Below are 12,524 nucleotides of genomic sequence, written 5' to 3'. Positions count from 1 at the left end.
GACCACCAACAAGCAAGCGCGTACTGCCCTGAATACTTGTCAGTAACAACGTCTATGCGCCACCCGTGAGCCGTCCTAACGTGCAGCCATGCCCAACCTCCCCGACGTCGTGGCCTGGTCCATACCCGCCTTCGTACTGCTCACCGTCATCGAGATGATCAGTGTCCGAATACACCCTGCCGCCGAGGGGGCCGCCGCCGGGTACGAGGCGAAGGACGCCGCGACCAGTGTCGGCATGGGACTGGGGAGCCTGGCCTTCGACTTCCTCTGGAAGATCCCGATCGTCGCCGTCTACACGGCCATCCACGAACTCACCCCGCTCCGCGTCCCGGTGCTGTGGTGGACCGTCCCGCTGATGCTGCTCGGCCAGGACTTCTTCTACTACTGGTCGCACCGAGGGCACCACGTCGTCCGCATCCTGTGGGCCTGTCACGTGGTCCACCACTCCAGCCGCAAGTTCAACCTCACGACTGCCCTGCGCCAGCCCTGGACCACGCTCACCGTCTGGCCGTTCTACGTCCCCCTCGTCGCCCTCGGTGTGCACCCGGCCGCGCTCGCCTTCTGCTCCTCTGCGAACCTCGTGTACCAGTTCTGGATACACACCGAGCGGATCAACCGCATGCCCCGCTGGTTCGAGTACGTCTTCAACACGCCCTCCCACCACCGCGTCCACCACGCCTCCCAAGGCGGCTATCTGGACCGCAACTTCGGCGGGATCCTCATCGTCTGGGACCGGCTCTTCGGCTCGTTCGTCGCGGAGACCGAACGGCCTGTCTACGGGTTGACGAAGAACATCAACACGTTCAACCCGGTCAAGGTCGCCACTCATGAGTACGTCGCGATCGTCAAGGACATCAAGGCGGCGGGCAGTTGGCGCGAGCGCGCCGGGCGGGTGTTCCGGGGGCCGGGCTGGCAGCCCGCGTCCGTGCGGCGGGAGCAGCCGGCCGAAGAGACCGTCGTCGCGTGAGGCCGGCCCGCGTTCTCCTGGCCGCCTTCGCCCTCGCCGCAGCCGCCGACCTGATCTCCCTCGCCGTCGGCTCCGACACCGGCCACGCCCTCGCCAAGCCCCTCCTGATGCCCCTCCTCGCCGCCCACGCCCAACTGCGCGGCGCTCCCCGACTCCTCACCGCCGCCCTCCTCCTCGGCTGGGCGGGCGACGTCCTGCTCCTCGCCGACACCGACCCGGCGTTCCTGGCAGGCATGGCCTCCTTCGCGGCCGGTCACGTCTGCTACCTCGCCCTCTTCAGGGCGTACGGCAACGAGGACCGCACCCAGGACGGCACCCCACGCGCGCGTGCCGCACGGAACAGGAGCTGGAACCGGAACGGGCTCGCGGGCGCCTACGCCCTGGCGCTGGCCGTCACCCTTGCCGTCCTCTGGCCAGGCCTCCCCGCCGAACTCGGCGTCCCCGTCGCCGGTTACAGCCTTCTGTTGACCGCGATGGCATGGCGGGCCACCGCACTCGGCCTTCTGGCCGGCACTGGCGGCGCGCTCTTCCTGCTCTCCGACACGCTCATCGCGACCGGAGTCGCGGATCTGCCCCAGCTCCCGAACCCCGACCTCTGGATCATGCTCACGTATCTCGCGGCCCAGAGCCTCCTGACCGGCGGCGTACTCGCGGCGGCGGCGAGAACCGCGCCGCATCCACCCGTCACGTCCAGCGGATCGGCACCGGCAGCGCGGTGAGCAGCCCCGACACCGTGACCACCAGCCCCAGCGCGACGACCTCCGCGCGCGCGGGGGTGCAGGCCGTCAGCGGGTCGGCCGCCCGGCCCAGCCGCAGCCGCGCCCACAGGGCGAGTGCGGCGACGGCGGCCACGACGATCACCTTGGCGAGCAGGGTGCGGCCGTACGCCGTCGACGTCAGCTGCTCCAGGACCGTGTCCGCCGGCATCCGGCGCAGCGTGCTCCAGACGCCCGTCGCGGTGATCAGGGCGAGCAGAACGGCCGCCACGCGCGCGTAGAGGCCCAACAACGCCACGCGCGCCTCACTCGCCGCTCCCCAGAGGGGCAACGTCCGCAGGACGTACAGCAGTCCGCCCACCCACAGTGCCGCGCACGTGAGGTGCACGAACGTCAGAGCCGAGCCGGTCAGTGGATCCAGCTCCGGCGCCGGATGGGCCCGCAGCGCCTCCGCCACGGCCACGGCGGCCAACGGCCAGACCTGCAGGGCCGGGCGGGCCGAGAGGGCGCACAGGCCGGCCGCCGCGAACCCGTTGACCTCCAGCAGCGCGAGCTTGCCGTCCCGGGACTCGTACAGTCCGCCCACATCGATCGCGGCGAGGCTGTGCGGCACGAGGTTGCCGGTCGACACCACCGAGGCCAGCCCCAGCGCGGCGACGAAACCGACACCGGCCGCGTACGGCGCCCAACTCCGCGCCCGTTCCGGCGGCGCCCCCGGCAGCCTTCCGGCCAGCTGCCGCACGAACAGCTCGCCCACCGGAACGCACAGCGCGGCGAACAGCACCGTCCGCAGGAGCGCGATCCCGGCGACGCCGGGCGCGGAGGCCTCCCCGGTGCCGTCCAGCGCGGCGGACGGGCCGAGCAGCGGTATCAGCGCGGCCAGCGCCACCAGCACGAGCACGGCGACGGCCCGCCCGGTACCGGGTCGTCCGTTGTCAGGTTGCCCGGCACCGGGCTTTCTCGCGGGCCCGCCCTCGTCGGACGCCCCGTCAGTCGGTCGTATCAAGCCCACCCCAAGGTCCTCACCAGCCGTAGGTACGTCTCCGGTCGCCCGGCGACTCACCCCGGCGCCCCTCCCCAAGGGCCCACGCTGTGTTTATCCCAATGTTTGTCTCAATGCACCCAGTGCGGCCGATCCGTCCCCCAAACCCCGGGAGGCCGCGCCCAGTCGACCGGTCCGCCCGCGAAGGAGACCGGCGGCAGCGCATACCGCAGTCGCCCCAGCGCGCTGTTCCGCTCGGCGAGCCATGCCTCCGGCCCGTCGTACGCGTCGTCGTACGCGGAGCCGCTCACAGGCGCCTGCTGCCCTTGCTCCGCCCCGCTCATCAGCCACCCCGCCGTCCGGGCCAGCGCCAGCCGTACGAACCGGCTGCCGCCCTCCCGCACCTGGTCGCTCAGGGCCCGCAGGACCCCCGCCGCCAGGAGATATCCCGTGCCGTGGTCGAGCGCCTGCGCGGGCAGCGCACCCGGCTCCGCCGCCGACCCCTCGATCGCCGCGATGCCGGTGGCGACCTGCACCAGGCTGTCGAAGCCCCGCCGTTCACCCCAGGGCCCGTACGCGCCCCACGCCGACAACTGGGCCACGACCACCCCGGGCCTGCGCTCGGCCAGTGCCTCCGGTGACAGCCCGAACCGGTCCAGGGCGCCGGGCCGGTACCCGGTGACGACGACGTCCGCACCGGCGAGGAGCTCCTCGAAGGCACGCCGGTCGGCCGCCAGATCCAGCACCGCCGACCGCTTGCCGAAGCCCGTGTCGGCGTGCTGGTCCGGGAGTTCGGGCAGCTGGGGCGCGTCCAGGCGCAGGACGTCCGCGCCGAGCAGGGCGAGGGTGCGGGTGGCGACGGGGCCCGCGATGACCCGGGTCAGGTCCAGGACGCGGATTCCGGCGGCGGGCAGCAGGGGAGCGGTGCCGATCGGCGCGAGCACGCGCGCGGGTGCCGAGTCCAGCCGCCCGCGCTCGACCAGAGGGCGCGCGGCCACCGTCGCGCCCTGCTCGTGCGCGGCCCACTCCTTCGCCGTACGCAGCGCGACGGCGAGACCTCCGGCCGCGTACACGGTCTCCTCGGCCTCCGCCGAGGTGCGTTCGGCGAACGCGGCGGCGACGGACGCCGGATCCTCGGACGTGCCCAGGGCCGTGAGCAGACGTGCCCGGTGGTGCGGGTAGTTGGCGTGCGTGCGCACCCAGCCGTCCGCCGTCCGCCAGAAGCGCGACAGCGGCGCGAAGGTGACCGGGGCGCGTCCGTCGACCAGCAGATGCCGCTCGCTGACGAGGGCGGTGGCGACCGCGCCGTCGTCCACGCGGACCTTGGGCAGCTCCGGCAGTCCGGCCCGGAGGACGCCCAGTTCCGCAGCGGCCAGCGCGCAGCAGCCGACGCAGGCCCGCGCCAACTCCCGTACCGGCAGCCGGGATGCGAGCACTCCGGTGCGGGCGACGGACGAGACCCGGGCGGGGGCGGCGGGATCACCGCCCAGCGCGGCCCAGGTGTACTCCGTGCTCAACACAGTCATACGGTCACTATGCCGCGTGTACTGGATCAACATATGTACGGGATCAACACGGCGGGCCGGACAGCTCAACGCTGTCCGGCCCGCCGCAGAGGATCAATACCGAGGAGCTACTTCGTCACCGCGTCCAGTGCGTCCGCGATGCCGTGGCCGTAGAAGCCGTTGTAGTTCTTCGGGCCCTCGCACACCGCGTCGACCTTGCCGTCGCCGTTGATGTCGTACGGGTCCGTGCACGTCGTGGCGTCCGCCTCGGCGTACAGGAGCGCCTTCACCAGGCGGGCGGAGGCGTGCGGGTGCGTCGACTTGATCAGGGCGGCCACGCCCGCGACATGCGGCGACGCCATCGACGTACCGGCCATGTAGCCCCACGTACCGCCGGGCAGCGGGCCGAGGATCAGACCGCTGGTGGCCGGCGGGGCCGGGGTCTGGTAGCGGGTCGAGTCGCCGCCCGGGGCAGCTATGTCGATGACGCCCAGACCGTGGTTGGAGAACGACGACTTGATGCCCTTGGCGCCCGTCGAGGCGACCGTCACGACGCCCGGGAGCTGGGTCGGGATGTCGTAGCACTCGGAGGGGTCGATGACCCGGTCCGACGGCGTCGCGTCGTTCGGGGAGACCGGGTCGGTGATCTCGTCGGCCGCGAGGTCGTAGTTCTCGTTGCCGGCCGCCGCGACATTGACGACGCCCTTGTGCTCCGCGTACTGCGTGGCCCGCGTGATGGCGTCGACCAGGGCCTTCTGGTCCGGGTCGTTCTTGCAGTTGAAGTACCAGGGGTCCGTGTAATAGCTGTTGTTGGTGACGTCCACGCCGTGCTCGGCCGCCCACACGAAGCCGCAGACGACGGCCTCCGTGTAGAAGTAGCCGGCCGTGGTCGACACCTTGATGCCGGACACCTTGACGCCCGGCGCGACGCCCGTGACGCCGACGCCGTTCTTCGCGGCGGCGATCTCACCGGCGACGTGCGTGCCGTGCGGGCTCTCGCCCGTGGTCGGCCGCCAGGCCCGGTCGGTCGTGTCGGGCTTGCCCGTCACACAGTTGACGGAGGCCGCGCGGTCGAAGTTCGGCGCGATGTCGGGGTGGGTGTCGTCGACGCCGGTGTCGATCACGGCGACGGTCACCTTGGAGCTGCCGAGCGACTTCTCGTGCGCCTTGTCCGCCTTGATGGCGGGCAGGTCCCACTGCAACGGCTCCAGCGGATCCTGGGCGGCGGTGGCGTCGGCGGTGGCGCTCGCGACCTCAGCCGCGGAGAGCACCTTCGGGGCGCCCATGTCGGTGGTCGACTGCGCGGGCAGCGGCGCGTTGCGCGTGTTGCCGGCCGACTGCACGCCGGGCACCTCGCGGACGATCTTGGCGAAGTCGGGGTTCGCCGAGTGGACGACGATCACGCCGATCCGGTCGTACGACGTCACGATCGTGCCGCCGGCCTCGGCGATGGCCTTCTTCAGGTACCGGGCATGGCCGAGTCCGGGGAGCACATTGACGACATAGCTGAGCGATGTCGCGTCGGCGGCGGTGGCCGCCACGGGCGTGGCGTCGGCCGCGACGGCGTCGATGTTCGGCAGAAAGGCGAACGCCGTAGCCATGGCCATACCGACCGGGATCGCCACGGCGCGACGGGAGCGCGGGTGAGGCGCTGTCATAAGGGTCTCCAGTTCCTTCGTTCGTGGGACATACGGGCCGTGCGGGAAGACTCGGAGGGCCTCGCGGGCTACTGGACCGCGCGCAGCGCGTTGACGATCCCGGCCCCGAAGAATCCGTTGACCCGTGCGCCGCCCTCGCACACCGCGTCCTGCGTGCCGTCACCGTCCTGGTCGTACGACTCGGGGCAGCCCGGGTTGTCCGCCTGGACCTTCAGCAGCCTCTGGAGCTGGGCCGGGGTCGCCCACGGGTGCTTCGACTTCAGCAGCGCCGCGACGCCCGCGGCGTGCGGCGAGGCCATCGAGGTGCCCTGCAGGAAGGCGTACGCGCCGTTCGGCATGGTGGACAGGATGCGGCCGTCCCGCGACGGCGTGTCCGGTATCTGGTACCGGCGGTCGCCGCCCGGCGCCGCGATGTCGATGACGCCGTTGCCATAGGTGGAGTAGTACGACTTGACGTTGTCGACGCCCGTGGCGCTCACCGTGACGACACCCGGGAGCTGGGTCGGTACGTCGAAGCACTCGTGCGGGTCGATCGTGCGCGTGACCGGCGTCGAGTCGTCGGGGCTGGAGTCGTCGACGATCGCGTCGGAGGCCAGGTCGTGCGAGGAGTTGCCCGCCGACGCCAGGTTGAGCGTGCCCTTGTTCTGCGCGTACAGCTGCGCCCTGTTGACCGCGTCAACAATGGCCCGCTGATCGGGGTCGTCCATGCAGTTGTACAGCCATGGATCAACGTAGTAGCTGTTGTTGGTGATCTCGACGCCGTGGTCGGCGGCGAACACGAAGGCGCAGACGACGCTCTCCGGGTAGAAGAGCCCGTTGTCCGGGTCGCTCACCTTGATGCCGGAGACCTTCACACCGGGCGCGACACCGGCCACCCCGATGCCGTTGCGGGCGGCGGCGATCTCACCGGCCACGTGGGTGCCGTGGTAGTCGCCGGCGGTGTACGGGCGCCACGCACCCGCGCTGGTGTCCGCGACGCCGCCGACGCAGTTCGCCGACTGGGCCGCGGAGAAGTTCGGGGCGAGGTCGGGGTGGGTGTCGTCGACGCCGGTGTCGATCACGGCGACGGTGACCTTGCTGCTGCCCGGGTTGATCTTCGCGGCCTTGTCGGCGCCGATCGACCGCAGGTCCCACTGGTCGGCTTCGAGGGGCTCGCTCTCGGGGACCGTGGCCGACGCGGCCTCGACCTTGGCTGCCTCGGCGGCCGTCAGATAGTCCGCCGCGCCCTCGTCGGTCGTCCCGGCGGCCACCAGCGGCGTGGTCCGCGTGGCACCCGCGGACTTCACCCCGCGCACCGCGCGGATCTCCGCCCCGAAGGAGGGATTGGTGGAGTGGACGACGATCACACCGATCTTCTTGAACGTGACCACGACGGTCCCGCCGGCCGCGGAGATCGCCTTCGTCACCGCCCCGATCGTGTGACGGTCGGTGCTCTTCGTGTTGACGACATACGCGAGGTTCGGACCCTCCGCGGCAGTGGCGGCGGAGACGGCCGGCTCGGCGGCCGACGCGGCCACGGGCAGGAAGCCGAGGGAAGCGGTCAGGGACAGCACGACCGGCACCGCGAGAGCGAGCCGACGTCTGGAGCGCAGATGAGCCATGGGATCTCCACATCATCCGGAAACGAGGCCGGCCCGGACAAGGATGGTTGCCGGGCAGGCGCGTAGCAGGGATGGACAACAATTGAGTACGCGCGAAAAAGCGGGCACGGGCGCATGGCCCGCACCGCCGATATTGCAGGTACATGACGGGTGGTACAGGCCGAAGCTATCCCGCGTCGTCGCTGGCCAGCAATGACTTCCGGAGACCAGTTCGGAAAGAAGCGCGGGGAGTTGAACCGGCCCTCGCGTGGCGCCGTGACCTTGGACAGGGAGCACGAGCACCATCGAGCCCCCTGTCGGATCACGCGTGTGGGCCCTACCATCGCGAGCCGACCCCGTGATCCAGATCACCGCGAGGTCAGAAAAGAGCCATGTCCGTACCCAGCCCGACCCCGTCCCCGAACGACCACTCACCCCCGTCCGCTGTCGTCACCGCACCCGCAACGCGAGGAGACTCCGTGGCTACCGACGCACCGCCCCCCTCGAAGACAGAGCCCCATTCCCCGTCCACGGCGGAGTTCGTCGAGGTGCAGGAGAGCGCCGAGTTCGGTGAACTGCGCCGTGCCCACCGCTCCTTCGCCTTCCCGCTGACCGTCGGCTTCATCACCTGGTACCTGCTGTACGTCCTGCTGTCGAACTACGCGGGCGGCTTCATGGGCACCAAGCTCTTCGGCCACATCAACGTCGCCTTCGTCTTCGGCATCGCCCAGTTCGTCACCACGTTCCTCATCGCCTGGTGGTACGCGCGGTACTCCTCCGCGAACCTCGACCCCAAGGGTGAGGCGATCAAGTCCCGGATGGAGGGCGGCGCATGAGCCCCGTACAGCAGAGTGTTCTCGCGGCGGGTGAGGCCAGTGAGCACCGGCCGCTGATCATCTCCCTGTTCGCGGTGTTCGTCGTCGCGACCCTCGTCATCACCGTCTGGGCGGGCCGCCAGACCAAGAGCGCCGCCGACTTCTACGCCGGCGGGCGCCAGTTCAGCGCCTTCCAGAACGGCCTCGCGGTCTCGGGCGACTACATGTCCGCCGCGTCCTTCCTCGGCATCGCGGGCGCGATCGCCCTCTTCGGGTACGACGGCTTCCTGTACTCCATCGGCTTCCTCGTCGCCTGGCTGGTCGCCTTGCTCCTGGTGGCCGAACCGCTGCGCAACTCCGGCCGCTACACCATGGGTGACGTCCTTGCGTACCGCATGCGCCAGCGCCCGGTCCGCACGGCCGCCGGTACGTCGACGATCGTCGTCTCGATCTTCTACCTGCTGGCCCAGATGGCCGGCGCGGGCGTCCTCGTCTCGCTCCTCCTCGGCATCACCTCCGACGCGGGCAAGGTAGCCATCGTCGCCCTCGTCGGCGTCCTGATGATCGTGTACGTCTCCATCGGCGGCATGAAGGGCACCACCTGGGTCCAGATGGTCAAGGCCGTGCTGCTCATCAGCGGCACGATCCTGATTACGTTCCTGGTGCTGCTGAAGTTCAACTTCAACATCTCCGATCTGCTCGGCACCGCCGCCGAACGCAGCGGCAAGGGCGACGCGTTCCTGGAGCCGGGCCTCCAGTACGGCGCCACCGGCACCTCCAAGCTGGACTTCATCTCCCTGGGCATCGCCCTGGTCCTCGGCACCGCCGGTCTGCCGCACATCCTGATCCGCTTCTACACGGTGCCCACGGCGCAGGCCGCGCGGAAGTCCGTGATCTGGGCGATCGGCATCATCGGCGGCTTCTACCTGATGACGATCGCGCTCGGCTTCGGCGCCGCCGCGCTGATCGACCAGAAAGAGATCACCGACTCCAACCCATCGGGCAACACGGCCGCGCCACTGCTCGCCCTGCACCTCGGCGGCGTCGACTCGGCCTGGGGCGCGGTCCTGCTCGCGACGATCTCGGCGGTCGCCTTCGCGACGATCCTCGCCGTCGTCGCCGGCCTCACGCTGGCCTCGTCGTCGTCCTTCGCGCACGACATCTACGCCAACGTCATCCGCAAGGGGAAGGCCACCGAGAAGGAGGAGATGAAGGCGGTCCGCTGGGCCACCGTCCTCATCGGCGTCGTCTCCATCGCCCTGGGCGCCCTCGCCCGCGACCTCAACGTGGCCGGCCTGGTCGCACTGGCGTTCGCGGTGGCCGCCTCGGCCAATCTCCCGACGATCCTCTACAGCCTGTTCTGGAAGAGGTTCACCACCCAGGGCGCCCTGTGGTCGATCTACGGCGGTCTGATCGTGGCGGTCGGCCTGGTGCTGTTCTCGCCGGTCGTCTCCGGCGACCCGAAGGCGATGTTCCCGGACGTCGACTTCCACTGGTTCCCGCTGAAGAACCCCGGCATCATCTCCATCCCGTTCGGCTTCCTCATGGGCTGGCTCGGCACGGTCCTCTCCAAGGAGGAGCCCGACACCGGCAAGTACGCGGAACTGGAGGTCCGGTCCCTCACAGGAACCGGCGCGCACTAGGCGTTCCGCCGCGCACACGGAGCGGGGCCGTCGTAGGGATCTACGGCGGCCCCGCTCCACGTCTTGTGGCATCGGGGCGGTCTCGATGTCAGTGGGGTCACGTAGGCTCGCAGGTGTCGGAGAAACTGTGCTCCGTCACGCGATCCGCACGGGATCCGCTACGAGGGAGGGGGCCCACGTGCTCATCGACACCTACAACCGAGTGGCCACCGACCTGCGCGTCTCGCTGACCGACCGCTGCAACCTGCGGTGCACGTACTGCATGCCCGAGGAGGGCCTGCAGTGGCTGGCCAAGCCTGACCTGCTCACGGACGACGAGATCGTCCGCCTCATAGACATAGCCGTCCGCCTGCTGGGCATCGAAGAGGTCCGCTTCACCGGCGGCGAGCCCCTGCTGCGCCCGGGTCTGGTCGGCATCGTGGAGCGGGTCGCGGCCCTGGCCCCGCGCCCCCAGATGTCCCTGACGACGAACGGCATCGGCCTGGTCCGTACGGCGGCGGCGCTGAAGGAGGCGGGCCTGGACCGCGTCAACGTCTCCCTGGACACCCTGCGCCCGGACGTCTTCAAGACGCTCACCCGCCGCGACCGCCACAAGGACGTCATCGCGGGCCTCGAAGCGGCTCGTGAGGCCGGCCTGACCCCGGTGAAGGTGAACGCGGTCCTGATGCCGGGCCTCAACGCCGACGAGGCCCCGGACCTGCTGGCCTGGGCGGTCGAGCACGACTACGAGCTGCGTTTCATCGAGCAGATGCCGCTGGACGCCCAGCACGGCTGGAAGCGCGAGGGCATGGTGACGGCGGGCGACATCCTGCAGTCCCTGCGCACCCGTTTCGAGCTGACGGAGGAGGGGTCGGAGAAGCGGGGTTCGGCCCCGGCGGAGCGCTGGCTGGTGGACAGCGGCCCGCATGTCGTGGGTGTCATCGCCTCGGTCACCCGCCCGTTCTGCGCGGCCTGCGACCGCACCCGCCTCACAGCCGACGGCCAGATCCGCACCTGTCTCTTCGCCCGCGAGGAAACCGACCTCCGCGCGGCCCTCCGCTCGGACGCCCCCGACGAGGAGCTAGCCCGCATCTGGCGCGAAGCGATGTGGGGCAAGAAGGCAGGCGCAGGCTTGGACGACCCGTCCTTCGTCCAGCCGGACAGGCCTATGTCGGCGATCGGCGGCTGAGCGGTCAGTCTTCCCGCTCTCCGGATTCCCATTCCCTGAGCGGTACGACGTCCTTCAAAAACCCCCGCACCCCCAGAAACTGCGACAAGTGCTCGCGATGCTCCTCGCACGCCAGCCACGTCTTCCGCCGGTCAGGCGTATGCAGCTTCGGGTTGTTCCAGGCAAGGACCCACACGGCGTCCGCCCGGCATGCCTTGGCGGAACAGATGGGGGAGTCAGGGTCAGGGCCGATCATCTGTTGACCCTAACCCGGCCGAAAACCCGGCGGAAACAGCGCTCAAAAGGCGACGCCGAGCAGCCACGGGGGGAGCTGCCCGGCGTCGGTCTGTCGCTCCGACGGGGGATGCGGAGCGCGTACGAAGTATGTCACGGGTAAGCGTCCGACCGGCACTGGAACAACATGATTGATCTGAGCTTTTCTTGAGCTTGGCGAAGCCGTCGGCGTTGACTTTCGGTCAGGCCCGCTCGCGCGGATTGTCCCGCATGTCGGCCCCCTGATCGCTCCCGGAGTCTTCCGCTGAGGGTTCCGCGAACCCCTCATCCGGCCTGGGCGGCGCGATCATCGGCCGCACCGGAGCCGTCACGAACGTCGACGGCAGCCCCGGCGCGTTCTCCCGGCCGGCGTTGGCGATCACCACGGAGATATAGGGGAGAACCATGCCCAGCACCAACGCCACGAACGCGACGTGCCGTTCGACGTTCCAGAGCACCGCCGCGAGGATCACGGCCACCGTGCGCACGGACATGGAGATGATGTACCGGCGCTGTCTGGCGCGCACATCGTCCGCGAGCCCCTGCCGGGCCCCGGTGATCCGGAAGACCTGGGCGCCGCCACTGCTGCTCTGCTTCCGCATCACGTTCCACCGTCCACCCGAATCGGACACGCCCCGGCCCGTACCCGCGCCGAACCCGGTCGGGAAACCAGGATCCGGACGGCTTCCACGTTACGCCGCGCCTGCGTCGCCTACGAGACCGGGGCACCTTCCGTCGGGGTGACCGATCTGCGCCGTACCGCGTACCGAGGTCCCCGACATGCGCCGTAGCGCGAACGGACCGACACTGGGCGTAATGCTCGCGTAGAGCCGTACGAGGAGGCATCCATGGGCTGGTTGTGGGCGATCATCGTGGGATTCGTGCTGGGCCTGCTGGCCAAGGCGATCATCCCGGGCAAGCAGCACTGCCCGCTCTGGCTGACGACCGTCTTCGGCATCATCGGCGCCGTCATCGGCAACGCGATCGCACGAGGCTTCGGCATCGACGAGACGAGCGGCATCGACTGGGGCCGCCATGCGCTCCAGCTCGCGGCGGCCGTCGTGGTCGTGTTCCTGGGGGACATGGCGTACTCGTCGATGCGCGGCAAGAGACAGCGAGCCTAGCGCTACGTGTGAAGGGGGCACTCCGTACGGCTGCTCACCACCCAGGATCCGCCGCCGGAGCTCGTCGACGTGCTGCTCGTGCGGGTGCCGAAGAGCCTGGCGCTCCTCGAGGAC

Annotated in this window: 12 protein-coding genes; 6 read left to right on the top strand and 6 right to left on the bottom strand. The window is 70.1% G+C overall.

Going from position 1 to position 12,524, the window contains the following annotated elements:
* Positions 1-88: 88 nt before the first annotated feature.
* Complete coding sequence (locus tag ACWCRB_RS19470) at positions 89-967, top strand: sterol desaturase family protein (protein WP_450997229.1); 879 nt, start codon at positions 89-91, stop codon at positions 965-967.
* Positions 964-1,686, top strand: a complete 723-nt coding sequence (locus ACWCRB_RS19465; RefSeq protein WP_450997228.1) for a lysoplasmalogenase — start codon at positions 964-966, stop codon at positions 1,684-1,686. The genes ACWCRB_RS19470 and ACWCRB_RS19465 overlap by 4 nt, the downstream gene beginning before the upstream one ends.
* On the opposite strand, the gene ACWCRB_RS19460 is transcribed toward ACWCRB_RS19465, so the two are convergent.
* The 4 genes from ACWCRB_RS19460 to ACWCRB_RS19445 all read right to left on the bottom strand — a co-directional run bounded on the left by ACWCRB_RS19460 (position 1,652) and on the right by ACWCRB_RS19445 (position 7,429).
* Positions 1,652-2,695: a CopD family protein gene (locus tag ACWCRB_RS19460; protein WP_450997227.1), complete on the bottom strand. Its 1,044-nt coding sequence runs from the start codon at positions 2,693-2,695 to the stop codon at positions 1,652-1,654. The two genes, ACWCRB_RS19465 and ACWCRB_RS19460, sit on opposite strands and share 35 nt — an antisense overlap.
* 101 nt (positions 2,696-2,796) lie before the next feature.
* Complete coding sequence (locus tag ACWCRB_RS19455) at positions 2,797-4,191, bottom strand: CoA transferase (protein ID WP_450997226.1); 1,395 nt, start codon at positions 4,189-4,191, stop codon at positions 2,797-2,799.
* Positions 4,192-4,298: 107 nt separating this feature from the next.
* Entirely contained in the window at positions 4,299-5,828 is a 1,530-nt protein-coding gene (locus tag ACWCRB_RS19450) for a S8 family peptidase (protein ID WP_450997225.1), read from the bottom strand.
* Between the two features lie 68 nt (positions 5,829-5,896).
* Complete coding sequence (locus ACWCRB_RS19445; protein WP_450997224.1) at positions 5,897-7,429, bottom strand: S8 family serine peptidase; 1,533 nt, start codon at positions 7,427-7,429, stop codon at positions 5,897-5,899.
* 458 nt (positions 7,430-7,887) lie between these two features.
* Between ACWCRB_RS19445 and ACWCRB_RS19440 the strand changes: the two genes are divergently transcribed.
* The 3 genes from ACWCRB_RS19440 to moaA all read left to right on the top strand — a co-directional run bounded on the left by ACWCRB_RS19440 (position 7,888) and on the right by moaA (position 11,034).
* Positions 7,888-8,244, top strand: coding sequence for a DUF485 domain-containing protein (locus ACWCRB_RS19440; RefSeq protein WP_450997223.1), 357 nt, complete (start codon positions 7,888-7,890; stop codon positions 8,242-8,244).
* Positions 8,241-9,866, top strand: a complete 1,626-nt coding sequence (locus ACWCRB_RS19435) for a solute symporter family protein (RefSeq protein WP_450997222.1) — start codon at positions 8,241-8,243, stop codon at positions 9,864-9,866. The genes ACWCRB_RS19440 and ACWCRB_RS19435 overlap by 4 nt, the downstream gene beginning before the upstream one ends.
* A 178-nt stretch (positions 9,867-10,044) precedes the next feature.
* Positions 10,045-11,034, top strand: coding sequence for a GTP 3',8-cyclase MoaA (gene moaA, locus ACWCRB_RS19430; protein WP_450997221.1), 990 nt, complete (start codon positions 10,045-10,047; stop codon positions 11,032-11,034).
* Positions 11,035-11,038: 4 nt separating this feature from the next.
* Here the strand turns inward: moaA and ACWCRB_RS19425 are convergent, their stop codons facing one another.
* A complete protein-coding gene (locus ACWCRB_RS19425; protein WP_450997220.1) occupies positions 11,039-11,269 on the bottom strand; it encodes a hypothetical protein in 231 nt (76 codons plus the stop codon).
* Between the two features lie 220 nt (positions 11,270-11,489).
* Entirely contained in the window at positions 11,490-11,888 is a 399-nt protein-coding gene (locus ACWCRB_RS19420; protein WP_450997219.1) for a DUF3099 domain-containing protein, read from the bottom strand.
* Positions 11,889-12,134: 246 nt separating this feature from the next.
* Between ACWCRB_RS19420 and ACWCRB_RS19415 the strand changes: the two genes are divergently transcribed.
* Positions 12,135-12,410, top strand: a complete 276-nt coding sequence (locus ACWCRB_RS19415) for a GlsB/YeaQ/YmgE family stress response membrane protein (RefSeq protein WP_450997218.1) — start codon at positions 12,135-12,137, stop codon at positions 12,408-12,410.
* Positions 12,411-12,524: the final 114 nt, after the last annotated feature.

The sequence above is a fragment of the Streptomyces sp. NPDC002156 genome, from assembly GCF_053593675.1.
This window is presented reverse-complemented; position numbering and strand designations above follow the sequence as displayed.